This is a genomic window from Marinobacter halodurans (genome assembly GCF_004327985.1).
In the GTDB taxonomy this organism is placed as follows: Bacteria; Pseudomonadota; Gammaproteobacteria; order Pseudomonadales; family Oleiphilaceae; genus Marinobacter_A; species Marinobacter_A halodurans.
In genome coordinates, this window is sequence record NZ_SJDL01000008.1 from 42,770 (window position 1) to 69,716 (window position 26,947).

Here is a 26,947-nt window from a genome sequence, read left to right on the forward strand (position 1 = left end):
ATTGGCCCGAGAAAGGCCGGAAAAGGTATGCGGAAATCGGCGGAGTAATCAGGCCGCGGCCGGAGCCCCTTCATTTGCATTGGATTCAGCCCGGAGCTTTTCGTTTTGCAGCCGGTCCCACCAAATGTGTCGGTAGCATACATAGAGTAGGCAACTCATGAACGGGAAGGCCGCAATTGCCGGGATCCCGCCAACGGCCATGGCCGCAAAGAGCAGTAGGAAGAGAATGCCTGCACAGGCGCTCGCCAGGCGCAAAAGAATAAAATTGCGATCGAGAGCTAGTAGCGCTTGTGAGCCGGCGCTTCGCAAAGGCAGATCTGCGATCGCCAACAACGGAGGGAGGGTCAGGATAAGGCTGCCGGACAGGATCAGCCAGAACATCATTGCGACCAACACTCCAACTCCAGCCTCAAAGGGTATCCAGGGAAGCGCGGGCAAAGTATCCGCAATGGACGGTTCAGATTTCGGTATAGGTAAAGCATTGAGGATGACCGTCAGGACTCCGACGATGGCAACCGGAATCAAACCGACGACAACGAGGTTCGACAGGGAACGCATCGACAGGCCGGTTAAAGCACGGCTACTTGGCCTATCGATATCCGCTTGCCTGGCGAGGCGGCTACCCAGTCCAAGGAAAACCGGTGTCATGGGCATTAGCAGAGTGTCCCCGACCCAGGGTAGAGAACTCAGGGTTGAATACACCAGTGTCAGAATAATAAATGCGAACGGGCGACGGGCGGATAGAGCCAGGGCTTCACGGCACCAGACACGCCAGCTCCCGGATTCAACCTGCTGCGGTTCGAATTGCATCATTCGCCCCCATCATTCCCAAAAACGGCCAATCGGGGGCTTCTCATCGCCACGTTCGATTGCCTCGAAATTTTCTTTGAAATACGCCTCGTATCTGTCCAAATGCTCCTGGCAAAAAGTTTCCAGCTGCTCTTCAGACAGGCGAGGGGAGTACACGGTGTCCGGAAAGGATTTGTGCTCGGCAAACTGCAGCGTGTCGTCGTCAAAGACCAGCGTGCCAATCCCCCCGAGGTACTGTTCTACTGCCGCGATGTTTGGGTGTGTCTTTGCTCCGTGTGGATCAAAAATCACATCAGCCTTCTGATCCACCGCCCCTCCAGAGTTAAAGGCAAGATCAATAGGCCCGCTCGTTTGGCCGGGCCGCCGAGGTGGTGACACCACCTCGTCATTCAATTCATTCTGCCCTCGCCCCAGCGTAACCCGGGCATCGAGACTCCGAACGATCAGGCCTGCGATATGCAAAGCATCCGGCATGTCGCAAGCATCGGCTTCTGCCGCACCACCTGATATGTCTGGAAAGTACGTGTCCCCATCCGCGCAGATCGTCACCGGCAGCCATGTACCAGAACTGGAAAGGTCACAGGATAGGTAATCACAACCCTGTTCTCTGTACGCCCAGATATGAGCGTCGATGGGGGCTTCGCCGAAAACCGACCGGGCTTCTGCGACAACCCTTGCAGCCCATTGGTGATGCTCAACGTTTGTGTTGGTGAACCCGGAGGCCGACAAGACATTGCTTCGATCAGTGTCGTGCATGAGACCCCTCCAGGACGGAAGCGACATTCTTCTGTGCCTTGACGTTGTAGTAGTGGCCCCAAAGTGCAGCTGTCACCGCAAAGGTCCAAGAGACGATCAATGCGGTTCCAAGCAGGGCCAGCGGAAGGTCAATCGTGGCTGGCTGGCTTTGGAAAAGCATCGATATCAGGAAGAGAAAGGCTGCGACTACAGATACAGCCGCACTAAACCGAAACGCTACTCGGCTGGCGGCTTTATAAATGGCGGCATCCCGTTGTGGGTTTTCTGGAAACTTGCTCACGTGAGTTCTCCTTTTTGCTGTCTTACGCGCCCCTGGTACGGCGAAGAGCGCTGACCAGCATGGTGATTTCGGCTTCGGTATTTCTCGGCTGCATGAACTTTTGGTTGTTGCCGTGACCCCAAGTGTTGCCCTTTGGGGCCACTTCTCGCTTTATCTTTCCTGCTTCTGCATAGAGCAGTCCCCAGCCTTCAGGTAGGTCGTCGATCGTGATGACGCCCGGAGGGCAAAGGTAAAACCTATAATTGCCAACACCCCTGCCTGGCGTGGCCCTGAAATGCTTCTTCTTGTCAGCCAGGAAGTCGCGGCGGGAAGCCTTGCATTCGATCAAGACCGAGTAGTTTGACCGCCAACCAACGGCATCAGGGCACTCCCCTGAATCAGTAAATGCTTTGAGTTCGGTCAGCACAACGCTGCACCCGCAGCTACCTTTGAGCCACTTGGCTGCACGGGCAACCAGTTCATCGTGAAGGGTCGGTGGGCGCTTTTTCGCTTTGTCAGATTTTCCCGGGCATTCGGCTGAATTTCGCTTGATAACTGCCATCACACTTGGCCTTTGGTGCCTTGGAATTACTGAATGGTGAGCGCGGATTCAATAGTCCGCGGATGCAATAAGTGGACTTGCCCGCTATCAGGGTTCTGGACTCGCAAAAATTGAGACCATTCTGCGATCACATGGCGGGGGGCGGGACCATCTTCAAATTTGGAGTTGGCCTGATTAGCTGGCTCGAGGACGCGCCGCACTATCGTTTTGCCCGGGACGGTGCCACCGTCAGGTGCTTCCCAATCGGTGATTTTGATTCGATACGTCAATCCGATCTCAAAGTCTTTCAAGTCCATGGGATGCTCTCTCCTGTTCCCAGTGCATGGAGTTCCATTCTGACAGTTTCCAGTGCCAGTAAACGCCGCTGAACACACCGAACCGGGGCGCGGGGTTTATTGTTTGAACCCCCCACTTCTTGAAGTGGCTTTCAACGGCTGCGTTTTTCGGAAGCCTTTTTTAAGCCCAGAAACGTGGATCGATATGGAGTCGCTTTTGGAGGCGTCTAAAAGCGTGGAAAATTTGACACCAATCTGGAAGGGCATTATTATGCTCAAACAAATGCACAAAGTGTTATGCAAAAAATAGTGCATTAAATTGTGAATACCATTAACATGATGAATATGAGGGTATGGTCATGGCTACTCATGCCATTCTTGCTGAAAAAACCGTCAGCATTTCCGCGTTACGGAACAATCCGGCGCAATATTTCAGTGACCAACCGATTGCTGTCCTGAGCCACAACAAACCGGCTGGGTACGTGGTGGGGGCAGAACTTTTTGAGTACATGATGAAAGTTATCGAAACACAAACAGAGGCCCGAAGCTTTGAGGCTCGGTTCCGTCCTTCAGTGGCTCAGTTGAAAGAACTGCGCGCGCGGGGCGCTGAGCTGGTCTTGGAGATGACGCCAGAGGACATGGAGGACTATGAAGAGTGATTGTTGTTTACAAAGCGAAGGCAATTCGGGAGCTGCTTACTCCTGAAGAGCTGAATAAACTGGTAGAGGATTTTAAGCAATACAAAAACGAAGGAACGCGACCGGATACGTTCGGCCGCGACGCGGCCTACAATCACCCCCATAGTCTGCCATCGATTCGGCATGAGGAAGTTCAACACATTCACCTGCAGGATGAGTCATCGAACTGGGGCATTCGAACGATTCAGTATCACCGCACGAGTGATACCCACTTGGTCTATTGCCAAGGGGCATTGAATGACGATCATTTCCTGCTAATCACTATTTTGCAGCCCGACGCCCATAATCAGGCGAAAAATAACGATGTGATGAGCGCGATTGCCAGCCAAGCCGAGGTCTTCAGGAACAAGCATTGAATCGATTTTCGGATAGTTCGGCTATCCGAAAGCCGATTTCCTTGGCGGCTATTTATTCCAGTGGCACTCTGGTGCAAGCATTGCAAATAGGGGCCACCACTCAATGCGCTCGGCTTCCTGCCCGCGCCGGCGTTTTTCTGCAACACGCATCTTCTTCTTTTGCCATGGCGCCCTATGAGTAAACGTTGTGGCCATCCCATAATGTTGAGTGATCCTCATGAACGCCTTCGCAAAGTCGCTGTAATGCTCGAACATGGTGTTTGCCCAAAAAGGCCAGTTTGCATTGCCGCTGGCGCTCAGCTCTCCAACGAACTCGCCGTCCTGAGCAGAAATAATCACTTCAAGCATTCTGACCGCGCCCGTGTCAGGTGAGGGCACAGGATCTTTGATACCCGCTGCAAGATAGATCTGATCCACGAGTTCCTTTACCTCGGCTTGCCGGGAACTGGCCGATTGATCAATTCTGATCACCTGGCGCAGCTGGTCCAGGTATCCCGATAGGGATTGAAGAGCTGTCAGCTCGATAATCTTCGAATCAAAATCAAACCAATACACCCGGAAGGTATCGGGGCATAGCGTGATTTCCGTTATGGGCACCGTGGATTTCTTCCACGTTGAGCGGATACCGCCATCGTCACTCAGTGCTGGATCCAGATAATGGCAGGTGAAGTGCGGTATCCCCGTGTCGCGGGACGCTGCTAATGCCTCGTCGCTGGCCTCAAAGGCATTTGCGTTGTGCTGGTAGTAGATATCCTTTTCGTAGAGCCGGTGCCCTTCATGGGTGAAGCGATCGAACACCCAGAACACAGTTACCCCACGCTCCCTATAAAACAGCTCACGGGAAACGATCACGTCCAGGTAGGTCGAGGAAAGCTGGATTTCGAACGCAACCTCTTGACCCATAATTGTTGCCAGAATGTCGGGGCGCTTCCAGGTCAGCTTGTCGACGCCGCGAACGGTTGGCTCAACCTGAATAGAATCAGCTCCCGGCCAGGCATCGAGCATTTTTCGAATTCGCTCCTTCAATCGAATGTGCCTCAATGACTCCTTTTGGCCATTGAAGCGAAGCGCATTCCACTGCTCGAGGGAGAGGGGGCCGCCATTTTTGTTCGGGCAGGCGAAATCCGGGTTTTTCCGGTGACGGATATAGAACCCTTCGCCACTTGGCCGGCCGGCAAGCAAAAGGGGATCCCAGCAAATCGGGCAACGCCATAGAACGGTGGCAGTTTGTGGATCTGTTCTGTGGGCCTGGTAAGCTTCTGCGAGCTCCCGTCGAAGTGATTGTGCTTTGGCTGGGTCTTCGGGGATGAGCTGGTCAGTGGCCAGCATGGCCTGCTCTTGCTCACACCAGACATGCTTCAATGTGGCCGGGCCACCCAACCGCGCTGCTGTGATCTCCGAAGCCTCCAATTGCGCCACCTCTGTAAACATTTGGTTCCTGATACTAGGAATTTATCGTAAGCCAGCACGCCGATGTGAAAACACAACATTGACTTTCGATGATTCATAACTGTAACTTGTCGCAGGGCCGGATGAAGCCCAGTCGCCACCATTTTGCTAAATTCATCCTATTTAGAAACATTCAAACTCATACCTAACTCTTGTTGGGACTGATTTGGAAGGGTGGCAACTAACAGACTGTCCCCAAATGGAGTTTTGCTATGAAGCTTGAAGTCGATCTGTCTGCTGTTTCTAAAAGCCTGCGTCGTCAAATGCAGGACAAAGGCTACGAAAACATTCCCTCCCATGTTGAAGTTCTGAACATCCTAGCTAAGTCCGCTGGGCATCAGAACTACCAGAGTCTCAAAGCTCATGAGGAAAACCTGCCAGTCGCAAAATCGACGTCGCAGGTTGACTACAGCCAGTATTCTGGTGGAAGTTTGTCCAAGTACCTGCAGTCTCTATGTACCACTAAGTTACGTATTCTTAGCAAGGTCTTTCCAATAAGCACTGCTTCTTTGGCGAATGAATCTGGTCTGTCTTTTTCTACTATTTTGAATCTTCGTCGTCGCGAAACATTCAACCTCGCATATGTCTTTTCAGTTGCAAGGCTTATGGGCATCGATCCCGCATGGATGCTTCTGGACCAAGGTGAATTGCCGGCTGATCTCGCAATTGATGAATCCGTAAAAGCTGAAATCCAAAACGAGCGTATTCGGTTAATGATTTACCTGGAAGGTGCGCGCGTTCGGGATGCTGGCAGCAGTCCGGAAAAGGACGAACAGGAAAAGTACGAACTTAACCTTGTGATTCAAGGTCTTGAAAAATCGATTGAAATAGAGGCTTCTCCTGAAAGAATGGCAACTTTCCAGAAGATCCTGGATCATTTTAAGAGTCTTGCTCGTTAGGGACCGTAATAAACCTTAACCGATGTGGGGCCCTCACCATGCCCCACATCGTTTCCATACTCTGGTCAAGTCCTATTTTGCCTCTGGAATATCCGACCACCGGGACAAATAGTTTGGTGACAGCCTCTCCCGTTTCATCCCCCATGAATCTTCACTGATACGCTGGCGGGCAAACTGTATCCGGCCCAGTCCGGACCCGTTTATGCAGTCCAGTGTGTCCATTAACGCCTGGCTCCGGCCCTGGGACCGGGCATCCGTACTGAACAAGTCATGTTGCTCACACAGAGGATCGCGGAAATCCGTAAGCATGACGCCTGCTTTCGTGAAGCGGTGCCCGTCCTTCCAGAGTTTACGGGTCAACCTGGTCGCGCAGACAATCAGATTGCGTGTGTCAGCCGTAGGACGTTCGAGGGAGCTTGAAGCTTCATTGCTGTAGCCGCCGTGTTCAAGGAAACGGCTGGTCATGAGGAAAACACTCAACCTCCCCGCGACACGCTTCTCAGAGCGCAATTTTTCAGCCGCCCGGACGACATAACTTGTGACGGCCGCCAGCATATCCGCCAGCTCGGTAACTCGGGTGCCAAAGGACTTGCTGCAAATAATCTGGCCCTTTGCTGGCGGGCTGGTCTCTATTCGGTGATGAGCCTCCCCCTGGAGGTCGCGAACGGTGCGTTCCATGACAACGGAAAACCGGGACCGAATCAGTGAGGGATCCGTGTCAGCCAGCTGCAGGGCGCTCTCAATACCCATAGCTCGCAGTTTACGGGCAATGCGGGGACCAACGCCCCAAATGTCTCCAACCGGCGTGATGGCCATCAGACGTCGCTGGCGGGCTGGGTCGGTCAGATCGACAACACCGCGGGCGGCCGGATACTTTTTTGCAGCCCGGCTTGCGAGTTTGGCCAGGGTCAGGCTGGTCGAGAAGCCCACACAGACCGGCAGGCCAGTCCACCGGAGCACCGTCTGTTTCACCCCTCTCGCGTGTTCGGATAAATCATAGTGGGCTTGAAGAGAGGTCAGGTCCAAGAAGGCTTCGTCAATGCTGTATTCCAGCACGGTGGGCGCCAGGGCGGACAATATGGTCGAGAATCTGGCCGACATCGCGCCGTAGAGGCTGTAGTTGGACGACCGGATAATGATGCCGTGACGCTGGATCTGAGGCTGCAGCTTGAACAAAGGCTCCCCCATCTTGATCCCGATCGCTTTCACTTCCGATGAGCGGGCAACGCAGCACTGGTCATTGTTGCCAACGACAATGACCGGCCGGCCGTTCAAAGACGGATCAAAGACCCTTTCACACGAGACGTAGAAGTTGTCCACGTCTACGAGAGCGAAACACGCCGGTCTCATCGGTGAACTCTGTGCAGACACCACGTGACTACGCCAAACGTCTCCAGCTGCTGCCCCTCTGACATGGGGATATCTGGGTAGTCGGGATTATCAGACCGGAGTATTGGAGTGGGCCCGGATCTGTCCAGGCGCTTGACTAGAAACTCGCCATCAAGGATTGCGATGATAACGGCGTCATGAACCGCCTCGAGGCTACGATCGACGACCAGAACATCACCGTCCTGGATACCAGCCCCCAGCATTGACTCGCCCCTGACACGGACAAAATAGGTGGCTGGCGGGTTGGTGATACACAGCTCCGAAATATCCAATTCCTTTTCCGTGTAATCGCTGGCGGGCGAGGGGAATCCGGCGTATACGCTATCCTCGTAAAGCGGGATGGCACGGGAGTCATCAAATTGGGCTGCGGTGTAAAATTCTTGTGCGAACACGGGGGTCACTTCTCGTTGATACTGTATAAAAATACAGTATAGGGGAGAAGGCGCATTTTTCCGAGTGTCGTGACCGGTGGCGGAATAGCCTAAAGCGCGAAGGAGAGACATATGTGCGGGTACATACGCCGGGTGACCGATAGCCCAGAGGTTCAGGAAATGCTTGATGACATCGGGCTGGGCTACCTTGCAAGTGACTTTGCTGGCGGATCCGGGGTGGAACACTATTATCCAGCGTTTGGAGGCAACGCGGATAGAACCATTCGGCATCTGATCATCCCCGGAGAGGACGGTCCTCGAGCAGTGGATGCCACCTGGTGGTTTGACTGCTCGGCAAAAGGTGAGGGGCTGGAAGTAGGGGGGCGCACAACGTTCAACGCGAGGAACCTTGAATCACCGTACTGGACGGGAGCTTTAAAGCACCACAGGGCGATTGTCGTGGCCACGGGCCTGGGGGAATCGAAGTACGTCGACGGGAAAAAACACCAGTTCTTGATGGAAGGGAAGCGGCCGTTTCTGCTGGGAGCTCTGTACCGCCCATTTGAAAACGGGTGTTACAGCTGCGCCGTGATCACCCGGGATTCCCACCCGCGGTTTGATAAGTATCACGATAAGGCATTTCCGTGCTTCCTGCCGGCAACATCGGATTTCGTTGCAAGCTGGCTGGGCGACGACGGATCTTTACCAGTTGAAGTGGCTCGTTATCTTGAGCATCCGAGAATAACGGTCCCGCTGGATGTGTCGGAGGTAAAGACTTTCAAATCTGGCGTGGTGGGGGAGGGCGCCGACCATCTGGAAGCAGACGCGGGCTAAATTTTAAAGCGAGGGCTGGCGGTCATCCATCGCACTTGCCTTGATAAAGGCATATTCATGCGCCAATCACCTCTGGCGCCATTCCCTGGCTGACGCCAATGAACGATTTACCTAATGCTGCGCTTTCGTGGGTTCAGGCGTGTAACATTCGTTGCTGACTGCATAGCTTCGCGACGATCCATAGCTTCGAACACCGCTGAAAACCGTGATCGGATCCTGTCATAGCTCGTTTCACAGTCTTTCAGAATCGAGACCATGATGTTTTCGTCAGGCTCTTCGTCCAGAGACCGAGAGAGCACGTTTTCGTTCACCAACCAGTCTGTCAGATCACCCGTTATGGTATTGGCAATCTCTTTAAACGATCGGCTCTCATCACGCATCTTGTTCAGGATGAACTCAGGGTCGTCATACAGGCAGTAGAACATACCGAATCTTGAGTAGTCTTGGTGATGGAGCTTTAGAAATAGAGTCAGAGTGATCAGTTCTCGAGCACTGGTTGGCAGGTTTTTCTTGGCGATCGACCGGACCTTCTGATCCCGCGCTTGCATGAGCTTTTCGCGTCGCCGTTCTTCCCGAGCCTTTATTTCCTTGGCGTGCTCTACCCGGCCTTTGACCTGTCGCAACAGAGCCGCAGCCTGCTCCAGAGTCTGCTTCTCTTCTTCCGTGAACAAAAGGCCCAAGCGTCCTTTCACAGCGTCTTTTTCGATACTGTTTGCCGTTTTGGTAAGCGTGGTCTGCAAACGGCGAAAGCCATCAGCCGTCGTGTATTTCAGCGTTTCAAGGATCGCTTTATGGTCTAACTCTGGAAGCTCGCTCATCAACTTCGTACTCTGTTCTCAAGTGCCATCAGAATGGCAGAACACTGTAGACAAAACCAGATTCTGCTCAGTCATGGAGGTTATCTCACCCCAATATTCCCATGAGTCGAGCCCCAGCCTTATCTGCGGGTGCGTTTCCTTGATAAGCACTCGCTAATAATGTCACATAACAGCGTATACCCTGTATTGCACACCTTGCTTGGTCGTGCTATTCTGTGTCACATATTCGGTTATAACCTGATTTGAGCAACGTGAATGCCCATTGAGAGATTGTTTAACGAGAGCGATGTGCAGCGCCTCATCGACATGAATTCAGCACCGCCGCTCGGCAAGCGCAACGCCGCATTGATTATGGGAGCGCTTTACTGGGGGTTGACGCCCTCCGAGGCCAGCTTGCTGCGGCTTGAAGATGTGATGGACCAGTCTGGTGAATTTTTCCGGATCTGGACCTTGCCGGCCAGCACTGCCTACAACGGTGAGGCGCGGGAGCTTCACACTGAAGACCATGTTTTGCCGTTTTTCGAAGGGTACATGGGCTGGCGACTGGCTGAAGAACTGTGCTTGAGCAATCAGGCCTGGTACCGGGGCTCCGATCCCCAAAGTGCCTTTTTCCTGAATGACCGTGGTGAACCTTATAAGCTCTCGCCGCGCAAGAAAGGGTCGACGGACTATCAGCCCAGGGCAATGTCAGCCAAGCTGAAGTCTTTCATTGAGAACGCAGGCATAGAGGGCGCTACTGTAGCCACGTATCGTGATAGCTGGGTCAAGGCGATGTATGAGGCTGGCTGTCATCACAAAGATCTGATGCGAGTCTCAGGCATCAAGCAGAAAGAGACCATCGACCGGAAGACGCGACCGGCGGTCCAGGATTTGGAAAAGGTGTTCAGGGCAGTTTTCAACCGCGTCCGCGTGACAGAATAGTGTGGTGAGGGAGAAAGACACATGGGCAAGGCAACTGAAATCTACAATCTGCACAAAGCCGAGATTAAAGCGATTGCCAGTCGTTACCCTGTGGCGAATATCCGGGTGTTCGGCTCAGTTGTTCACGGGGATGATAACGACACCAGCGATATTGACTTGCTGGTAGATGCATTGCCGGAAGCCACCCTTTTCGACCTTGGCGGGCTCCAGGATGAGCTGGAAACCCTTCTGGGTGTAAAGGTAGACCTTCTAACTCCCGGCGACCTCTCAAGGCGCTTTAGGGACACTGTGATCAGCGAGGCCAGGCCGGTATGAAAGAGCTACGGACCGAAGATTACCTTGAGCATATAGTGGATTCCTCGGGAGATATTCTGAGTTTCACCAACGGATTCACGCTGGAGGCATTTAAGGCCGATCTGCGGACCCAGAAAGCTGTTGTCATGAGCATCATTGAGATTGGCGAGGCGGCCACGAAGATCGCGGCAAGTGATCCGGATTTTGTTGCTCAGAATGATGGTTTGCCCTGGTCGCAAATGCGGGGCATGAGGAACAGGATTGCTCACGGTTATTTCGATATTGACCTGGATATCGTCTGGCAGACTGTGGTCAGCGCAATTCCTACTCTTAACCGGCAGGCCGAAGACCTGCTTAACGAATTACGCGAGGGGCCGGAGCTCGGCCCTTCACCAAAATAACGCAATGGAATCCGAGGGATATTGGTAAATGAGCTTACATAATGAGAAGAACTTAGCTGAACGCCTTGAAGATGCGGAGGTCACCGTAAGAGAGGCAATACAGTGGCTTAAAGATGGTGGCTCACTAGATGAAGAAGCCGAGCGCTCAGCCCATGATGCAATTCAAACTATCGTAAAGCTCCGGCGGGCTTGCGACTGACATCGGAAAGCGAAGCTATGAACGATAACAGGACACTTATCCCTTTGATGGCCCTGTTTAGCATTGCCTTGGCCATTGTTGGCTTCGATGCAGGGGAACAGTACGGCACATTCGAAGCAGTGCTGTCGGCAGCCCCTGGAGTTGGGTTATTTGTACTTTGCGCTATCAAGGTCATCTGTGATGTTCGTCGTGACCGAGCGCGTCGTTAAAAGGAATTCGAGCTATGAGCAATCACCGGGTAATTGCGTTCCCCACGACTGATCTCGAAAGCGCTCCGGACATCCAGGCACTTGATGCCGCAAATGTTGATGGGCTTGGTAGGGAGTACCGAGATTCAGGTCTCGATGTGCACCTCAAAGATGCCCAACGACGTGGCGAAGAAATATGGGTGCCGATTGCGGGTCCCGGGGAACTGGAGACTGTTCAGCACTACTTCTCACCCAAGGTCCGCTGGGTGTCTCGTGGTGAGATGCTGAAAAACCAATAGCAAAATGGAATTCGGGGAAATCGAAACGAGGAAGGGAAAGTGGGTAGATGCGAAGGTGTTTGCAGAGGCAATGGCAATACCTGAAACCGGAGTCATCCACAGCGAACTCATGCTGGGAAAGGACGAAAGAGGAAGCGAGATTCCTTTTGTATGTTTCTCAGCTGGACATGGCCGAGCCCAGTATCCGGAGAACGTGACTGAGGTCTTTGTGGAGGACCAGGATCGAAACCGTGGTTATCTCAAAACACCTTTGTAAGCGCAATTTAACGGGATTGGAAATCGGACCAATGACGATCGAAGAAGAGAAACGCCTCTATCGTGAAGCTCGAAAAGAGTATGCAGCGGTGTACCTTGTGGCCCTGGCCATTGTGGTTGTTGGCTTTGCAACGACAGAGCTTTTTAGTGCCGGATCATTGATTCCAACCACTGTACTGATTATTTGGGCATTAGGTATCGCCAGATTCGGACGCAAGCAAGAGCAGTACCTGCTTGCGATCGAGCCGCAGGTCAACCAAATGGTCTCAGATGGGATCTCTGAGCATGAGGCCATGAAACAACTGGGCTGCGACAAATTTTATTACAAGCCGTTTTGGGCGGTTTGCTGATATTGGAAGACGGATCGTGAAGAGGAACGACATGGTGACCACTAAGCAGACAATATTGGCTCAGGCAGAGCGTGACTATCACCCTGAAATTGCCTCAGTTGACGACGAAGCCGTTGGGGTCATTGCAGCTCAGTCCGCATCCATGGCCGGTGCCGGGTCTCAACTCGACTACTGGTTCCCCCTAGATCAGCAGTGGGATCTACAGCAAGCGGCCCTCTACTGGACGGTATTTGCTGCTCAGGCCTTTCGTTTTTGGCGAATCAATGCGGACGGAGACAAAGAGAAGCTGCACTACGCGGGGGTCACCGGCTCGAATGCCATGCTCGCCATCATCAGGGATTGCTGGAATACAGACGCTGCCTCGGCTATCAATTTTGATGCAGCTCGCTTCCAGGAGGCTGTAGCGGGGCTGCCCGCAATGTCCCCAAGGGTTGTTGTCGCAAATGAACTATCGGCTGACTGGGCCCGGCTGAGAGCGATTGTGGGCGGTTTTATCCTGAAAGCTCAGAGCCAGGCACTGAGCGTTTCCGATGCAGCGGAGTTGGCCGTGGCTTTTCCCCGTGCATTCGAGGACCCGTACTTCAAGAAGGCCCAGCTGGCGGTGTCTGCCATTTCTGGTCTGGTTAAGTCGAAACACCCGGAAGCCCCTCATCCCGTTGGTCTGACAGCAATGGCCGACTATCAGGTGCCGCGGGTACTTCGTGCCCTCAAGGTACTGCAATACAGCGCTGACCTGGCCGATAAAGTGTCCCGGCACCAGCTCATTGATGCTGGTAGCGAGGAAGAGAATGCCATCCGGGCGGCCACGGTTCTCGCTGTCGAGCAGATCAGCCAGAGGGCAAACCTCTCTTCGGAGGTTATCGACAACCTGCTGTGGTCCTCACAGGAAGTGGCCGGGGATGAGTGCTTCCATCTGACTGAGACCACCTGTTACTGACTTGGTGAAAATGACACAAAAGCTGGTTGGAATCCGAGGAAGGTGAGTGAAATGCTAATAGTTGACGGTACTAATCCAGTTCTTACTCACGAGGACACGAAGGCACTTGCGGCGGCATCCGCATCCAGTCGAGGGTACGGAAGCCTGGGATTGCTCCGCATGGACCAAATCAGGCGCTCCGCTTTGCGCGTGAAAAGACCGGCAATGGCCGAGTGGTGCATGGCGATCATCAAGCGTGATGAAAACACGACTCTTCCTCGCGGTATCGCCCGCAAAACGTCCATTTGATTCATGGGAAACCGGCATGAAAGCAGGCGAGAAAAAGATCTTCATCAAAAGCGGCAACGAAGTACGCCTAGTCGAGCGATCGGGTCAAGGTGACTGGGTTGTTGAGCGGACCAGAGGTGCCTCGAAGGGCAAGCGTATGATCTGTCCAGAACGGGCCCTAGTTGGTTCACCGGATGCGTAACTGATTATTGGAATCCGGGGAGACGTATGTTTACACAGCTTTTCAAATCAACGCTTCTTTATCTTTTGGTGGGCACCATCCTGGTGGGCGTGTTTGCCCTAGCAGACGATCCCTGGGTCCGGGCCTCATGCTTCGTGTTAGGCGTCATATTGGTTGGGGGCTCAATTTTCATCGGATTCAGAGATAGCTCCCGTTTCTTTATCGACGCCCTCCGCAATGAGAGTGATCAGTGATATTGGAACCCGGAACGGGGAAAAAAATGATGCGGATGAAGTGCTTTCTGGCAGTTTTTATAACAATGCTCGCCGGGTGCGACCAGGTGCAGGACGTCATGGCGAAACAGCCGAAGCCGAATGTGATGCTAGGCGCCGGGATCGAGGTTCAGGTTGGCGACAACCAAACCGCAAAAGTTTTCGGCCCTGACTTATGTGAAACGGGATTCGGCGATGACGACCCTAGCGATGATGTGCCTGGCTGCACCCTGCTTACAGGCAACGACCAGGTTCAGGTAACCCTTCTTGTTGATGGAAGAAAGCTGCGAGAAACCTGGGCTGTCACCAGAGACAACGACCGCTACACCCTTGCTCGACCGAATGGCTATCTCATTCGTAACCCTGGGCCGCACAATTAACAAGATTGGAAACCGGATATGAATACAGGACCAGCAATTTATAAGCCCGAGAAGCCCCACCCCGTTCTGCTTGCTGGAATGGTTTCTGGGTTCCTCGGCGCAGTGATGGAGAGCTTTCTCCTGCTCGCGGTATTTGTGATCTGCATGGCGTGGTGGCTCCCGAACAAACTCAAGCCAAGCCTGCTTCGCAAGCATGAAGACAACATCGAGGGCGAGATAATCAACCTGGGGAAGATTGAAATACCCTTGGCCGAGTGCTCGATGGGCACCACGAAATTCCACTATTTCCACCGGGGCTTGCCCCAGGTCACACAATTGGTCACTGCAAGAGATCCAGAAACGGGTGCCTTGAGCCAATACCTTTTGATCACTCGGTTAAACGGCCATACGCATCTGCACCCGATCATCGAAAACTGACATTGGAAACCGATAGATGTCTACGAATCTTGATACTGGCGTGCTGATTTCGCAAACCACCCAGGGCGAATATATGATCCGAATCGAAACTCCGGAGGGAACCCAAGAGGCCTTGCTGTCACCGGAAGAGTTTGCGAAGGCGGTCACAGGAAAGTACGCCCGGGGCAAAGCCGGCGGCAGAATCGAAGGGCAATCAGATCTTTCCTCCAATCTGGTTAGACGACTGGGAGAAGTCGCGGTGATAGCAGCCGATCGAGCCATTGAATTGGGAAAGTGGGCTGGAGACCAAAATAGGGGCCAGTTTATTGCGATGATGGTAGATGCTCTCAAACGAATACCAGAAAGCGTTCGTGACACCTCGACACAGCGCTTCATCGACAAACACTGATGGGCGTGGCGTATGGCCTTGTTCAGGCATGACGAAAGATGGATCACGAGGGAGAAATTCGATCTGAGCATAGAGGATCTTCCTGGCGGTGAAGCCGGAGTCAGGCTGACGATCGACGACGCAGGAACGTTGTCCAACATGGCCGAGAACTCTCTCACCCAGAACGCGGCCATTGCAATTGCACAGCAGCTTCAGGACCTTGGCTTTAATGTGGTCATGCCCGTCGCTGAAATTGAAAGCAAAGAATAGTTGGAAACCGAAAAATGGCGTCAAAGCGAATGACAGCCAGCTCTAAGGGCTTCCATCAGGGAGTGGTTTATTCAGCTGGAATCATCGTTAGCCAGTTTGATCAGCCTGGCGATGCCAAAGACCTGCTCGTGTCTGCTGGGGTATCAAGAGCCTTGGCCGTTAAGGCCGGTTGTGATGATTCTGACCTTGAAATCATTGACATGGCAGGCGCATGGCCAAAAATCTCGAACGACTCATAGAAGCCCGGGAGAGAGTCAATGACACACCCGTTTGTAGATTAAGAAGACGTTCGACCCGAAGTTGATCATGACGGCAATGCCATTGCTCATGGAGATCTTATTGAAATCATCTCTCGCGGTTTTGTGTTTCACGCATAAGTTGACGACAACTCGGCAGAACATGCTGTGCCGGCCCGTCAGAAGTACGTTGATAACGAACAGTGGTTCGATGCCCTGAACTGGGATGCAGCAAAACTGTTGAAGAAAGCCGGCAGAAACTAGATGGGTATTCAGGATCTATGACTAGTAAGGAAGAAGACGCGTACCTCCGTGGGATATTGTTCGCTTTGTCGATGCTAGATCCCAAGTCTACCGAATACGAACAAATAGTAGCGCAAGCAGGAGGTTTTCAGCTCTTACTTTCAGTAGCCGAAGAGTACGACCAAGAGCATTTGAATCTTGCAATACAGAAAGAAGGTGAGCGTACTTAGGGCCTGAACACAGTGAAGATCGGGAGTCAGTCAAAATGGCGAAATTAAACCTGAGCATAACCGATTTACCTGGCGGCGAAGCCGGAGTGAGTCTAAAGATCGACAACGCAGGCTCGCTATCAAGTATGGACGAAAACACGGTTGCGCAGAATGCGGCTATCGCAGTAGCCATCCAACTTCGAGAGATGGGCTTTAAAGTTGAGGTACCTGCTACCGAAACTGGAGAGTCCCCTGATCAAACTACGAGATGAAACAGACTACAATGTGACGCCGTTTGGAGAGTGAATATGTACCGGAACAGATTTGCGGCAGTGATCCTGGGGGCAGTCTTGGTTACCGGTTTTCTACCACTGCTAGCCACTAGTTGGCTTTCTGGTCGAGATGTTCAGCACGAGTTGGCTGAGACCTGCATCGATCTTTGGCGTAACAACTGATTGGAATTCGCCAATGAGCAAAGAAACAGAGGCAGGTTACGACGCGGTACGATGTGCTATTTGCAGGAGCGTCCTCGATTCGGCTCCCGAGCATCGAAACCTCGGAGGGGATTGCCTGATGTGCATGGCTGCGTGTGGCGATCCTGATGCCATTGCGGAGCTTGAACGAGTGCGGAGCAAACCAGCGCTTTAAACCCACACCAGTAATTGGAATCCAGAATGTCAGTCATGAGTGAGAGTAAAAACAGCATCTATAACCTATCCAGGGATTACGGAAAGTTGTTCCGCTTGATCTGTGGTGGCCACCGGATTGCTGCATGGGCCGATACGTTCAGCATGAAGGATGCCGATGGAACCCCGTATCGCGACATTTGCGAGGTTAGAAGATCCGGAGATTACGAGATCATGATTTCTGCTCGCGGTACCGGATATGGAAATGTCTGGCCCTTCATGAAGGAAGAAGGAACAGAACAGGATGTGTTCGAGAAGACGTGCAAGGGCTGCAACCTTGAGTGGATTGATCCGGTTCCGGCTGCCGAATAGCTTAATGCGGGAAAGCGAAACCGTGACCGAAAAGCAAACCAGCAAAAGCCAGTTAGAGTATGATTTTTACTCAGCTCTGACTACCAACTAGCGAAACCCCTCCCTCACCATCCCTCATTTATTATCCGGCGTATCACTGTCGCCAATGGCTATTGGCATCATTCCGGAACTGCAAGTACACGGTCCTTTTGACTCGGGAAGGATATTATCGCATGGCGTCATTGAACGCGTTTCCATAAAAAAGTAGACATATATGGCTGATTTGCTAGTCTTGGGTAGACAGATATGACAGGAAAATGAATGACGCCATTTCATACGATCGCACGCGGCAAAGGCTGGAGACTGGCCGAAATCGGAAAACTATGGGGAATCAGCGAGCGGCAAATGAGCAGGGTTGCTAACCGGCCCTCAAGGAAGGATCTGGATGCTGTCCGCGGATTACCAAACAGGCTTGAGGATTCTCAATCGGGAGGAACTATGAGGGTAAATTTGACAGTCAACCACCACCCTTCGGGGCGCTTGACCCTTAAAGAGCAAACACCGGCCGATCGGCAACCCCGGGATTGTGACGGCGATCTCTTTGGTAATATGGACCCGGCTTCATTTTACCGAGCCGTGGCACAAAGAATTGCGGATCTGCAGGGACCTGGTGTGGAAGTGCTCTATAAAGATTCAGCTGACGCTGAAGCGAAGTGACAGGAGCAGGGTATGCGAACGAAGAGTGTCGACATTGGCATTACGATCATTGGACTTACCATCTTTTTGGGCGTCCAATTTTTGAGCTCAGTGCCAATGCCTTGGTGGCTGTTCTTCACTGTCATCGCTGTATCGGCGGTCGCATCAATCGCGCATTCCGTACTGTTAGTGCGCTGTTCCAAATCCAATATCGAGTAGCTTTAGGAAGATTATCAGAGGGTAGTGTTATGAGTACGATGGCCACCGAAGAAGGGATTCCACGATTGAGCCACTATAGAAAACCTGTTCGCTTTAGCAGGTATTTGCTGTGGTTGGGGCTACTGGCGTACACGGTCTTTGTGCCCACATTTGAAGGTGGTGTATTGCCAGTCTTTTCAATGAGCGACCCCGTTTGGATTGCTGTTTTGCTCAGCATGGTGGTGGCTTTCGCCGCCTCGGTTTGGGTGATGGCAAAAGGATTGCAGGGTGTCATGTTCGATCCGGAGAGGAAATACCGTAAAGCGTTAATTGACATGGAGCCTAAATCTCTCTTGAGAATGGCGGAGCACTACCCTGAGCTTTCTGCTGATGAACGACGTGTACTGCGAAGCGCTCTGAATCACAAGTGCCCGGGCTGGAGTGAAGCCGTAACCGGTGACACACGGTCGGCACTTTCCTGATGGACGGCATACTCAGGGCCAGAGCCACGGAGTCAACATTGAGCAAACACCTGAAAATTTTTCTTGTCCTCGTCGCCGCACCATTCCTGATCTTCTGGGGTGCCCAATGAGGTGTTGCCGCGGCCGGTTATTTATTTCAGGAGCCGGCAGCACGGATCATTTGGTGGCCTGGCCATTTTGCATGGTATGGCGCCAGTGCAGCCCTGGGGGCCTGGGCACTATTTGGTGGACTAATGGAAATGCTGGCGGACCGAATCTTCTGCCGAAAACCGAAAAAACCGAAATGCAAAGCGGCATGATGGATAGAAGGCCCATGAGTAATAGTGAGAACTCTGTGCGTTCGAATAATCTAGGTGATCGAATAATCTAGGTGATGATGAAACCATTGAATCTCTGATCGCCGTCGTGAAAAAACTGCGGCATGAGTTGGCACTTTGTAGAGAGGCCATGGACATGAATGGTGGCTTTGATACGGCGTACTCAGCTGATGCAAGAGACGCGATCATTGAGGCGGACGCAGTGGTTGGCCGACTGCAATCGAGTAGTTGACAGACCTATTATAGGAAACCGCGAATCATGACCGAAAAAAGAGCCAGCAAAAACCAGTTTGAGCTTGATTTTTATTCAGCTCTGGAGGCCTTGAAGGACGGTAAGTTTATCCAGGGCTCCGAGTTTAAGTCTGGGCTCTACGTGGCACTCGATGACGCCGGCATGGCTGCCAAGTTCGACGCAAAGGACAACAACCGGCGTCTGGGAAATCTTTTCATTTACCGAGGCCTATATCGGCAGCAGTTTCGAGCATTCACCGTTGCCAATGAAGTGCTCACAGATTGATGGGAAATCGGGAATATGAAGCGTAACAAAAGCGAAACGGGGTCAAGCTTCCCCTTTGGCGGCGAGCGCGTTGTCATTTGGTTCGATAATCCGAATGTGGACCCTGTTGGATTATCAGAATCTGCCTTTCCGTATCCCAACAAAGTTATCGATAGGGCTTATCTCCCTGGTACCGATCGACTTATTAGCGTTGTTCTTCTCCCGCTCACGGAAGCTGAAATTCAGGAAATTCGAAAAGCCGCGGTAGGGCAAGGTTCTACTGCTTGGATCAGAGAGGGCGAGAACTACGTTTCACGATGGAAATCTGGCCATTACCAACACTGATTATTCATGGGAAGCCGGTATGGCATACGATTCTGCCTTTGCTCGATGCAAACAATGCGGAGAAAACGATTGCGAATGTGTCGAGCCTGAAGGCTGTCCTGCGTGCGGAAATGAAGAGGACCCGAGCTATTTTGGCGGCCGCTGTCCTGCATGTGGCCACGATTACGATTAATGGGAAACCGCTATGAGCACTGATAGAGAACAACTGGAACAAGAAGCGTTAGAAGCCGTCTCGGCTGATGACTACTACGAACTGTGCGACAACTTAGCTGAGACCACAGACGCGGAGCTGGAAGGGATAATTGCAGACGCAGAGAATCAATCATCGTCGCCGTCGTTGGGATAGTGGGAAATCGGAGTATGAGTGACGACAAGAAGGTTCCGCATTTTTCGGATGATTTGATGACCGAGGGCTCCCCGGAGTTAACCAGAGTATTGAATATGGCCCGAGGAGGCCAACAGTCTGAGGTGGACACCATGAAAGACCAAGATCTCAACGACCTGGTGCGAAGTGGGCGCAAGTACGGCGTGACTGCTACGTCCACTGAGCCAGAGGTTGCAGCCTACCCGGTAACCGTCTGGAAGATTGAATGTCCCAAGTGTGGTGATGAGTTAACCGCCGAAGAGGATGAATGTAAATCGGGCGCCTCGTTCACAGCGGAATGCAGCTCATGTGGCCACACATTCCCGGCCCGAGCCGTCTAAACGAACATTGGAAATCGATACAAGGTGATTGGACTTTAATTGCTTTTCCCATCAGTGGATACAAAAAGCATGATTAAGCAAGCTTTCACGGCGGCAATTGTAAAAGACCATTAGAAAACAGAGAGTCATAATAATGAACCAAATTTCACAATTAAACCTTTGGGTCTCTATCTTGTTTGGTATTACGATTGTTGTCCCAGGGGCAATATTAGGCTTTCGCGAAGCTATACCTATTTACGTGATCTTAGGGTTTATGTGGTTTATCTTTGCTGCGATTATGGCTAAGGCATACATAGATTTCAGGAGATCAAGTTTTAAATCATTCTCGGCGTTCATGTATGCAAGAGAACTAGAAAAATAAAAATAGGTAACCATTTATGATTGGTGTTTGTGCCGGCGAGGTAGCTTATGAGAAAATGTGAGGCTATCCTGACCAGAGAGCAGCGAGTCGATACGGAATCAAAATGATTGTCTCTGCTGACGAACTTATCGATTCATTGTACCGACCTTATAAGCAATGGTCTGTTCCTGGGCTTCCCCCACAAAACGTCATCCTGATAAAGCGTGAAAATGCACCTTGCATTGCAGCCTGTCCTGAACTCAACCTTCGCTGCGAAGATGATGACTATCTGACAGCTACGTTTGCATTGGTTGGAAAGTTCCGAGATGCAATGGGTATTATCGATGATACGACGATCTACACGACCTGTGTGCCTGCCTTCAACGTAGAAGCTGGTTTTGACGTTGGTACCTTAACTACCCATCAGGCGCATCATATAAGCGCGCATGATTGCGAAGTCGCATATCCGGTGGATAACATACTGGTCAACGCCCAAAAAGAGACTGACAATCCGAGGGCTGAGGATCAGGACCAGATGGACTTGTTCGTTTAAATTATTCATTCAGGCGAAGTATTATTAATGAAAAGGTCAATTCAAATTATGGGCGCAGTAATTTTTATCGGCATCTCTCTAATTCTGATATCTTTTTATATGCAGGCTCGAGCCTACAAAAGTGCGGCCATTGATTTTTGGGGCGATCTTTACAACCCAGATGAAAAGCAAGTAATCGACTGGGGATTAATTGGGAATCTGGTAATCCCAAAGGGCGGCCCCATTATTTCTCGAGACTACGCTGGCATTTGTCCGGACACAGAGCTTCCCGTTGTTCCCATTCGGTACGATGCGTCAGGCCGAATCCAGGTTCTCTGTGGATTTGGAAGTGACACCATCGTTATGGGATTTAATCTGGAACACCAAGATGAGCAGTTTAAATCTGTTCTTCGTGATGCAATCAAAGAAGACTTGAAGTAGCAATAGATTCAGAATTTTCGGGTTAATATGGCTTCGCGCTCAAACTCAGCTCTATGGCTTTGAATCGCATCCGGATAAAGAATTCGGAGCATAATTTGGCGGATCCACGGAGTAGGTAGTCGGCCGCCGATTTCCAGTTCATACCCCGACCTGAGGGCTACTCGTTTCAGCAGCCTCTCTGCTTTCAGCTTATTCCCGCCAAGAAGGTGCGATTTCATTTCTATCCTTCCCGGCGCAATGCCTTCTTTCGAGACCGCAAGCAGCCCATCTTCGAAAGCCTTTGCGGCACCCCTCAAGGTCAGTTTTTCATCAGATTTAGCCGGGTGAATGTGGATTTTCCACGTCCGTCCGTGATCGAGTAGTCGGATTCTGGTATGCGGGTAGTCCATTGAGAATACTGCCATATAATCGCCGCCAGACATCCATGAGAGGGCAACGATGGTAAATAGGACGACGCCTCCGAATTGAAGTTGCTCTGGAACCTCGTTAGTTAGAAATATGCTCACCGGTACTGCTACTGTATCAGCGTTGAATAGGTCCACGGCCACCAAGTTAACTATGAGGTTCGCTGCGAGAATGAAGCCCAGCACAAGAACTGGAAACGTTATTGCGCAAATCCACCAGGCGATCGCCATCAACCAGGGGCAGCGACGGGCCACGAATGAGTTGACCGGGATCCCTCTACGAACACTTTTGGCCACAACAATAAATGCCGTGATGCCGGCAACGCTAAGAAGCATTGCTCCAGCAAACCAGTCTGGCTGAAGGATTGTTTTGGTTAGCGCTTCCACCGTGCCGTGCGCGCTAACTCGTAGACCGGTTTGGATATCCAGGACACCCAGGGCGAGGCCCGCTACAATCAGGAATAGCATGGCTTTGTGAAGAGCGCTGATAGGCGGGCGGGATAGTATTTTGGCCAAGTAAGTTTCTCCGGATCCGGTACTGGAGGTCAAATTGCTCGCTTTAGACCGGTGGTATATCGCTCGGTCTTACTGGCGCTTATGTAGATGGCTTCAGTAAAGGCAACCGAAGTGTGCCCCAAGTCCTCTGACACGTGACGGATTGGTCTGCCTGCGTCAATATCCATTGAAGCGCCTGTGTGCCGCAGGTAGTGGCTATGATTGGCAATTTGCTCCATTTCAGCCGCGGCGTCCTTCTTTCCATCGTTCTCCATTCTCTCTGCGGCAATTAAAAATGACTCCCGGACCAGCCTCTCGAGCGTTCGCTTGCCAACCTGGCCGGAACCGTTTCGTCGCGGGATCATGGGCGACTTTTCACCGCGCTCAGGAAGCTGAGGTAATGCCCGCCAGCGTCGAAATCTCTTGAGGTAGGGCAGGTATGCTGCCGGCAACGGTACATAGCGAGTCTTGCTACCCTTGCCAAAGACCTTGAGGTGCCAGTATTTCTTGCCGTCGACGATCTTCTGACCGAAAGCCGCCATGGTTGGGTTGTATATTTCATCCGTGAGTTCGTTTTTCTGGGGTGCCAACTCGGAAACCCGGAGGTAGAGGGTTTTCATGGTGATCACGACGAAAAGATGCCGCTCGTATTTTTCGTCTTGATCGGCGGCCGTCTCGACTCCCTCCTTCAGATAGTGCCACTGTTCATCCGTCAGTCGTGGTGCAAGATCGTGGTCGTGTTCTTCATCAAAGCTCTCCCGGGAGGCTTTTTGTTCTGCCCGCCTGGCGTGAGCCATAGGGGATCGACTGATATATCCACGTGAGACCAGCGTTCGAAAAAAGGTCTTGAGGGAGCGTGTGGCAGCATCAAGGGTGGTCTGCCGCATTATTACTTTTTTAGTAGCGAAGAATGGGCGCCAACCGGCAATTGCGACCCGTTCTCCATCAGAAGACTCGAAGGCGTGCAGCGGCTTCTCGCCTACCCATGCTTTAGGCGGTTTTTTCAGAAAGCGCATGTAGCGGTTGATGTCGTCTTCGGTGCACTCACGAAGAGAGCGCTTTGAAATGTTCCATAGAAACAACAGGAAGCGTTGGACCTCGCCACGGAAGCGAGTATAGGTGCCCATGCTGGCGGCATAGTCCATCAGGAAAGCGGCCGTGACACGCCAGTCCTCATAGGCTTCACTGTGAGCCTCGTTGATGTATGCAGCCAGGGAAGGGTGATTGTCCAGGGTGAGGCCACAATCCAGCAGCTGCCGCGGTGTATCGAATAACGGATGAATGTTCATGCCGCACCTCAACGTTTGTTGTGAGGATAGGGAGCCTTTCCAGTTTGAAACAGGGCTTCGATAGCGGCCGCGCTGTCGCCGTCGGTGTCGAACCAAACCAAACCGTTATTAAGACGGACTCGGGCGGCGCCGGGTATATATTCGATCGCTACACTGGGAGCTTCTTCAAACATCAGTTGGCAGACTCGCATGTTCAGCCCAAATGTTTGGCCAAAGACCACGAAAGCTTTGCATTCCTGTCCACCCGAGTCGAAGGTCACCACCTCCGGCATCTCAATATTTTCCATCGACGTTCTCGCTGTGTTTGTGTTGGGCTGGATAGATCTTTGGCGTATACTGATTTAACACCCGCCGAAATACCGAACCTCCAATTTTCCATTTTAAGAAGGGCATAGCCGCCCCACCACAAAAATATGAGCTGTATTGTCGTATACTCTTAATTATACGACATCATAGGGCAAAAATCCCACCTGCTCCAAAAATGGAACACATCTGACATCAGTTGGTGCTATTCGGATGTTCGTGTTGGTGGCCGGCGGTGTTTACGTGCGGAGAAAGGTGAAGAATGTGTGCGGCCGCAGTGATTGCGGCCGCGAAAAGGAAGGAAGGGTCAAGACAATTCAGGCGACTCTGAGTTCATGTCCAGCTGCCAGGTATACAAGTCTGCCCAGTTTCCCGACAAGACGATATCGCTCGCTGAAAGGTTGAAGGAGTCAAGGAAGAACGAGGCTTTTTCCCCATCGGTGGTACCGATTAACTCTTCAAGCGCTTCAACTGATGAGGCATGGCCTGCACTCCAGTCCCGGGGCATGTAAGAACGAATTTCGCGTGCTGCGGGATTATCTGATCCTTCAGCGCTTTCCAGCAAGCTTGCCCCTTCATTCAGCAAGATATTTCGCAGTGCGAGGCTTCTCAGCATTTTTGCGGCCTGATCGGCGGTATCCACTGAAATAGCGATAGGGTCATCATGCTCAGGGTGTGGTGAGCACACAATCCAAGCGGGCTGGTCAAGACTGGTGATGTGCCCCTCCGCCGGTGGTAATTCGTTGGCGCCCTGTTTGCTCGGTCTAAGCGTGAACACTGGCGATGCTTCACCCTCAAGGATATAGCCCGGAAGCGGGTGGCCGTCCACGTCTGAGATTGCATCCAGATTCAGCTCCTGGCGAATGAACCGGTACGCCCTATTCCATTCCAGCGACTTATCCGGACACCCGTAGAGCATTGCCCAAGCGTTGGCCTGCGATTTTTCGAGGCCATCGCGTGTAGCGGCAAACGCCGTTTCGTTCAACGCCTCCTTGGCGATATGAACAACGCCGCCATCAAACTTCCCGGCAGGAAGGTAGGCGATAGTCAGGCCATGCTCATCGGGGTTCAGGTCCTGTAAAACACCGGAGTTCGATTTATGCTTAAACTCAGGATCGTGGTAGTTGTATTCTTTGAGCAGAACCCCCGGGGCAGAAAAAGCTGTCTCCAGGTATTCCTTTTGTGCCTTCTGGAAGTGCCATTGTTCGCGGCCCTGCCCCCCAAATGCTGAGGCATCTGAGAACTGTTCTACAGCAGGTTCGACAATAGCCTTGCCAACAGTGTTAACCGCGGCCATTAAAGCGCGCGCCGCCGGCTCTTCCCCTGCCAACAACCTGTATTGCTGAGCATATTCGGCCGACAACTCCAGACCTTTTTTTATGGCACCAGGTGTTGCCTGCATGTCGACAACCGTTGGTACACCTTGGTCAAAATAGCTCTGAAGCTGACTCTCGACGGCGACATCGAAATCTCGGTCGACAGAACCCCCGGATTGAGACAAGTCGACTGCTTTACGCACCTGGGGTGCTTGCCCGAACAGGTGAGCGGCGCTTGCTTTAAAGGCAGTGACGACGGAACGGAAGGAGTTGGAGCGGGAATCGCGCACGGCGACACGGCCCGGGGAATCAGGATCATCGTTGCCAGCCTTCCGCAGCTTTTCCATATGTGCATAGATGGACAATCGGCTGTTGGTGTGAAGGCGTGTAATCTCTATCAGGGGCTGATCCAGCTCCTGCAAAACCGTCCTCGAGGTCGGATTCAAAAGGTCAGAAGGAAGATGAACCCGAACTTGGCACGGCGATGTATTCTTGGGGTCTTCATCTGAAAAAAAGAACACGCCTTCGAAGACAACCTGAAGCCGGTCACCTAACTCAGCATCGATCATGAGCAATACTCCTTGAATTAACCCATGGTTGGGGACGGATTGTGCGAAAGGTGATCGGCAAGAACATCGATCGCATGAGATTTATAGGAGGCCATTCGATCAATGACGGCGTGTAGCGCATCACAGTCAGCATGAGCCATGAAAGCTGCAGCATCCTCCCCTTCCAGGACAACTGACTGGTCAGGATCCAGCTCGTCCTCAATGATAATGGTGGGGGCTGCCTCATCGATTTCCAGACGCAGGCTCTCGTTATCGAAATTGTCAGCCTGTCCGAATATGAAATTGCGCATCGATGCGACTTCGAAAAGAGTGTTTCCTTCCTGGCGCAATTCGGCTTCCCTGCTCTCTTGGTCAGTCATCGATAACAGTTCAGCTGATTCAGGGATCAACCCATGACTGACAAGCATTTCGCCGATGCCCGAAAGGTCCTTGGCGTGCTTGATGAAACCGGCATCGATGTCTTCAGCAACCTGCTCCATCGAGTCGTAACTGAACACGGTATAGCCTGACAGGTCGCGAACATCGGCTGAAAACGCACCCCGCTCATCCAGGTTGATAAAATAGCCGAACCGACCATCGCTCACCCGCACATGATCACCAGGCCCCACGATTTCGCGTGATTGGAGCCCTCCAATGATCTCGCGTGGGTCCAGAAGATTCACAACACCCTGCAGAAAGGGGGCGTCCTGTGCTGCGCTTTTGTGATTTTTATATGGCTCTGCCAGGGCTTCACGAACTGGTTCGCTCAAAATGTCCAGATTGTTGAATTGCAGAATGGTATCCCCGGTCGCGTCATCCGTGAGCGAGGCGACATAGGTGGCGTCTTCGGCCGCATAGTCGTGGAGTGTGAATGTGAGATGGCGTGGACCACTCATGGTAA

General features: G+C 52.2%; 42 protein-coding genes. 28 read left to right on the top strand and 14 right to left on the bottom strand.

Translation table 11 applies throughout. The features are described from left to right. Positions 1–48: 48 nt before the first annotated feature. From EZI54_RS06940 to EZI54_RS06960, 5 genes are read right to left on the bottom strand one after another with little or no spacing between them, the layout of a single operon-like run. Positions 49–813, bottom strand: coding sequence for a hypothetical protein (locus EZI54_RS06940; protein WP_131480395.1), 765 nt, complete (start codon positions 811–813; stop codon positions 49–51). 9 nt (positions 814–822) lie between these two features. Continuing rightward, a complete protein-coding gene (locus EZI54_RS06945) occupies positions 823–1,566 on the bottom strand; it encodes a hypothetical protein (RefSeq protein ID WP_131480397.1) in 744 nt (247 codons plus the stop codon). Then, complete coding sequence (locus tag EZI54_RS06950; RefSeq protein WP_131480399.1) at positions 1,553–1,846, bottom strand: hypothetical protein; 294 nt, start codon at positions 1,844–1,846, stop codon at positions 1,553–1,555. The genes EZI54_RS06945 and EZI54_RS06950 overlap by 14 nt, the downstream gene beginning before the upstream one ends. Before the next feature lie 22 nt (positions 1,847–1,868). Next, on the bottom strand, positions 1,869–2,387 hold the full coding sequence (locus EZI54_RS06955; RefSeq protein ID WP_207389174.1) for a hypothetical protein: 519 nt from the start codon (positions 2,385–2,387) through the stop codon (positions 1,869–1,871). Between the two features lie 26 nt (positions 2,388–2,413). Next, complete coding sequence (locus EZI54_RS06960) at positions 2,414–2,683, bottom strand: hypothetical protein (protein WP_131480400.1); 270 nt, start codon at positions 2,681–2,683, stop codon at positions 2,414–2,416. Positions 2,684–3,021: 338 nt separating this feature from the next. On the opposite strand from EZI54_RS06960, the gene yafN reads away from it, so the two are divergent. Both yafN and EZI54_RS06970 read left to right on the top strand, forming a co-directional pair. Continuing rightward, entirely contained in the window at positions 3,022–3,321 is a 300-nt protein-coding gene (yafN, locus tag EZI54_RS06965; protein WP_131480402.1) for a type I toxin-antitoxin system antitoxin YafN, read from the top strand. Continuing rightward, positions 3,318–3,716, top strand: a complete 399-nt coding sequence (locus tag EZI54_RS06970; RefSeq protein ID WP_131480404.1) for a type II toxin-antitoxin system YafO family toxin — start codon at positions 3,318–3,320, stop codon at positions 3,714–3,716. The genes yafN and EZI54_RS06970 overlap by 4 nt, the downstream gene beginning before the upstream one ends. 48 nt (positions 3,717–3,764) lie before the next feature. Here the strand turns inward: EZI54_RS06970 and EZI54_RS06975 are convergent, their stop codons facing one another. Then, positions 3,765–5,147, bottom strand: coding sequence for a DUF6035 family protein (locus EZI54_RS06975; RefSeq protein WP_131480406.1), 1,383 nt, complete (start codon positions 5,145–5,147; stop codon positions 3,765–3,767). Between the two features lie 230 nt (positions 5,148–5,377). Here EZI54_RS06975 and EZI54_RS06980 point away from each other — a divergent pair, with 230 nt between their 5' ends. After that, positions 5,378–6,064, top strand: coding sequence for a hypothetical protein (locus tag EZI54_RS06980; protein WP_131480408.1), 687 nt, complete (start codon positions 5,378–5,380; stop codon positions 6,062–6,064). 72 nt (positions 6,065–6,136) lie between these two features. Here EZI54_RS06980 and umuC read toward each other — a convergent pair whose 3' ends face one another. Both umuC and umuD read right to left on the bottom strand, forming a co-directional pair. After that, the gene (umuC, locus tag EZI54_RS06985) at positions 6,137–7,414 is read right to left on the bottom strand and encodes a translesion error-prone DNA polymerase V subunit UmuC (RefSeq protein WP_131480410.1); all 1,278 of its coding nucleotides are present in this window, start codon (positions 7,412–7,414) and stop codon (positions 6,137–6,139) included. Further along, entirely contained in the window at positions 7,411–7,845 is a 435-nt protein-coding gene (gene umuD / locus EZI54_RS06990) for a translesion error-prone DNA polymerase V autoproteolytic subunit (protein WP_242674372.1), read from the bottom strand. Before umuD ends, umuC begins: the two co-directional genes overlap by 4 nt. A 159-nt stretch (positions 7,846–8,004) precedes the next feature. On the opposite strand from umuD, the gene EZI54_RS06995 reads away from it, so the two are divergent. Continuing rightward, positions 8,005–8,658 carry an SOS response-associated peptidase family protein gene (locus EZI54_RS06995; protein WP_242674373.1) on the top strand — a complete coding sequence of 218 codons (654 nt, stop codon included), beginning with the start codon at positions 8,005–8,007 and terminating at the stop codon, positions 8,656–8,658. Between the two features lie 107 nt (positions 8,659–8,765). On the opposite strand, the gene EZI54_RS07000 is transcribed toward EZI54_RS06995, so the two are convergent. Continuing rightward, positions 8,766–9,476: a hypothetical protein gene (locus tag EZI54_RS07000; protein WP_131480416.1), complete on the bottom strand. Its 711-nt coding sequence runs from the start codon at positions 9,474–9,476 to the stop codon at positions 8,766–8,768. Positions 9,477–9,731: 255 nt separating this feature from the next. Between EZI54_RS07000 and EZI54_RS07005 the strand changes: the two genes are divergently transcribed. The 24 genes from EZI54_RS07005 to EZI54_RS07100 all read left to right on the top strand — a co-directional run bounded on the left by EZI54_RS07005 (position 9,732) and on the right by EZI54_RS07100 (position 21,691). Further along, positions 9,732–10,397, top strand: coding sequence for a site-specific integrase (locus EZI54_RS07005; protein ID WP_131480418.1), 666 nt, complete (start codon positions 9,732–9,734; stop codon positions 10,395–10,397). A 21-nt stretch (positions 10,398–10,418) separates the two neighbouring features. Beyond that, positions 10,419–10,712: a nucleotidyltransferase family protein gene (locus EZI54_RS07010; RefSeq protein WP_131480420.1), complete on the top strand. Its 294-nt coding sequence runs from the start codon at positions 10,419–10,421 to the stop codon at positions 10,710–10,712. Next, positions 10,709–11,092 (top strand): HepT-like ribonuclease domain-containing protein, encoded by a 384-nt coding sequence (locus EZI54_RS07015; protein WP_131480422.1) that lies wholly within the window; start codon positions 10,709–10,711, stop codon positions 11,090–11,092. The genes EZI54_RS07010 and EZI54_RS07015 overlap by 4 nt, the downstream gene beginning before the upstream one ends. Positions 11,093–11,120: 28 nt before the next feature. Further along, complete coding sequence (locus tag EZI54_RS24385) at positions 11,121–11,291, top strand: hypothetical protein (RefSeq protein WP_165495704.1); 171 nt, start codon at positions 11,121–11,123, stop codon at positions 11,289–11,291. Between the two features lie 17 nt (positions 11,292–11,308). Next, positions 11,309–11,500, top strand: coding sequence for a hypothetical protein (locus EZI54_RS07020; RefSeq protein ID WP_131480424.1), 192 nt, complete (start codon positions 11,309–11,311; stop codon positions 11,498–11,500). A 14-nt stretch (positions 11,501–11,514) separates the two neighbouring features. After that, on the top strand, positions 11,515–11,778 hold the full coding sequence (locus tag EZI54_RS07025; protein ID WP_131480426.1) for a hypothetical protein: 264 nt from the start codon (positions 11,515–11,517) through the stop codon (positions 11,776–11,778). Between the two features lie 287 nt (positions 11,779–12,065). Beyond that, complete coding sequence (locus EZI54_RS07030; RefSeq protein WP_131480428.1) at positions 12,066–12,383, top strand: hypothetical protein; 318 nt, start codon at positions 12,066–12,068, stop codon at positions 12,381–12,383. Between the two features lie 31 nt (positions 12,384–12,414). Further along, entirely contained in the window at positions 12,415–13,320 is a 906-nt protein-coding gene (locus tag EZI54_RS07035; protein ID WP_131480430.1) for a queuosine salvage family protein, read from the top strand. A gap of 238 nt (positions 13,321–13,558) precedes the next feature. Next, positions 13,559–13,789, top strand: coding sequence for a hypothetical protein (locus tag EZI54_RS24390; protein ID WP_207389175.1), 231 nt, complete (start codon positions 13,559–13,561; stop codon positions 13,787–13,789). A 259-nt stretch (positions 13,790–14,048) separates the two neighbouring features. Next, positions 14,049–14,420, top strand: a complete 372-nt coding sequence (locus tag EZI54_RS07040) for a hypothetical protein (protein WP_131480432.1) — start codon at positions 14,049–14,051, stop codon at positions 14,418–14,420. Between the two features lie 18 nt (positions 14,421–14,438). Then, on the top strand, positions 14,439–14,837 hold the full coding sequence (locus EZI54_RS07045) for a hypothetical protein (RefSeq protein WP_131480434.1): 399 nt from the start codon (positions 14,439–14,441) through the stop codon (positions 14,835–14,837). Between the two features lie 16 nt (positions 14,838–14,853). Then, entirely contained in the window at positions 14,854–15,225 is a 372-nt protein-coding gene (locus tag EZI54_RS07050) for a hypothetical protein (protein WP_131480436.1), read from the top strand. A gap of 12 nt (positions 15,226–15,237) precedes the next feature. Then, positions 15,238–15,474 carry a hypothetical protein gene (locus EZI54_RS07055; RefSeq protein ID WP_131480438.1) on the top strand — a complete coding sequence of 79 codons (237 nt, stop codon included), beginning with the start codon at positions 15,238–15,240 and terminating at the stop codon, positions 15,472–15,474. 14 nt (positions 15,475–15,488) lie between these two features. Then, a complete protein-coding gene (locus tag EZI54_RS07060; RefSeq protein ID WP_131480440.1) occupies positions 15,489–15,713 on the top strand; it encodes a hypothetical protein in 225 nt (74 codons plus the stop codon). Between the two features lie 505 nt (positions 15,714–16,218). Further along, on the top strand, positions 16,219–16,434 hold the full coding sequence (locus EZI54_RS07065) for a hypothetical protein (RefSeq protein WP_131480442.1): 216 nt from the start codon (positions 16,219–16,221) through the stop codon (positions 16,432–16,434). A gap of 411 nt (positions 16,435–16,845) precedes the next feature. After that, positions 16,846–17,160 carry a hypothetical protein gene (locus EZI54_RS07070; RefSeq protein ID WP_131480444.1) on the top strand — a complete coding sequence of 105 codons (315 nt, stop codon included), beginning with the start codon at positions 16,846–16,848 and terminating at the stop codon, positions 17,158–17,160. 300 nt (positions 17,161–17,460) lie between these two features. Next, positions 17,461–17,856: a hypothetical protein gene (locus EZI54_RS24395; protein ID WP_165495700.1), complete on the top strand. Its 396-nt coding sequence runs from the start codon at positions 17,461–17,463 to the stop codon at positions 17,854–17,856. A gap of 236 nt (positions 17,857–18,092) precedes the next feature. After that, positions 18,093–18,515, top strand: coding sequence for a hypothetical protein (locus tag EZI54_RS07075; protein ID WP_131480446.1), 423 nt, complete (start codon positions 18,093–18,095; stop codon positions 18,513–18,515). A 576-nt stretch (positions 18,516–19,091) separates the two neighbouring features. Further along, complete coding sequence (locus tag EZI54_RS07080) at positions 19,092–19,349, top strand: hypothetical protein (RefSeq protein WP_131480448.1); 258 nt, start codon at positions 19,092–19,094, stop codon at positions 19,347–19,349. Between the two features lie 15 nt (positions 19,350–19,364). Continuing rightward, positions 19,365–19,673, top strand: coding sequence for a hypothetical protein (locus EZI54_RS07085; RefSeq protein ID WP_131480450.1), 309 nt, complete (start codon positions 19,365–19,367; stop codon positions 19,671–19,673). 184 nt (positions 19,674–19,857) lie between these two features. Then, positions 19,858–20,019: a hypothetical protein gene (locus EZI54_RS24400; RefSeq protein WP_165495707.1), complete on the top strand. Its 162-nt coding sequence runs from the start codon at positions 19,858–19,860 to the stop codon at positions 20,017–20,019. A 14-nt stretch (positions 20,020–20,033) separates the two neighbouring features. Continuing rightward, the gene (locus EZI54_RS07090) at positions 20,034–20,378 is read left to right on the top strand and encodes a hypothetical protein (protein ID WP_131480452.1); all 345 of its coding nucleotides are present in this window, start codon (positions 20,034–20,036) and stop codon (positions 20,376–20,378) included. A gap of 464 nt (positions 20,379–20,842) precedes the next feature. Beyond that, positions 20,843–21,271 carry a hypothetical protein gene (locus tag EZI54_RS07095; RefSeq protein ID WP_131480454.1) on the top strand — a complete coding sequence of 143 codons (429 nt, stop codon included), beginning with the start codon at positions 20,843–20,845 and terminating at the stop codon, positions 21,269–21,271. A 48-nt stretch (positions 21,272–21,319) separates the two neighbouring features. Then, entirely contained in the window at positions 21,320–21,691 is a 372-nt protein-coding gene (locus EZI54_RS07100) for a hypothetical protein (protein WP_131480456.1), read from the top strand. 8 nt (positions 21,692–21,699) lie between these two features. On the opposite strand, the gene EZI54_RS07105 is transcribed toward EZI54_RS07100, so the two are convergent. From EZI54_RS07105 to EZI54_RS07125, 5 genes are all read right to left on the bottom strand, one after another. Beyond that, the gene (locus EZI54_RS07105; protein ID WP_131480458.1) at positions 21,700–22,611 is read right to left on the bottom strand and encodes a hypothetical protein; all 912 of its coding nucleotides are present in this window, start codon (positions 22,609–22,611) and stop codon (positions 21,700–21,702) included. Positions 22,612–22,640: 29 nt separating this feature from the next. Beyond that, positions 22,641–23,879 carry a tyrosine-type recombinase/integrase gene (locus EZI54_RS07110; protein ID WP_131480460.1) on the bottom strand — a complete coding sequence of 413 codons (1,239 nt, stop codon included), beginning with the start codon at positions 23,877–23,879 and terminating at the stop codon, positions 22,641–22,643. A gap of 8 nt (positions 23,880–23,887) precedes the next feature. Next, positions 23,888–24,166 carry a hypothetical protein gene (locus EZI54_RS07115; protein WP_131480462.1) on the bottom strand — a complete coding sequence of 93 codons (279 nt, stop codon included), beginning with the start codon at positions 24,164–24,166 and terminating at the stop codon, positions 23,888–23,890. A gap of 323 nt (positions 24,167–24,489) precedes the next feature. Next, positions 24,490–26,067, bottom strand: coding sequence for a hypothetical protein (locus tag EZI54_RS07120; RefSeq protein WP_131480464.1), 1,578 nt, complete (start codon positions 26,065–26,067; stop codon positions 24,490–24,492). A gap of 17 nt (positions 26,068–26,084) precedes the next feature. Further along, the gene (locus tag EZI54_RS07125) at positions 26,085–26,942 is read right to left on the bottom strand and encodes a hypothetical protein (protein WP_131480466.1); all 858 of its coding nucleotides are present in this window, start codon (positions 26,940–26,942) and stop codon (positions 26,085–26,087) included. Positions 26,943–26,947: the final 5 nt, after the last annotated feature.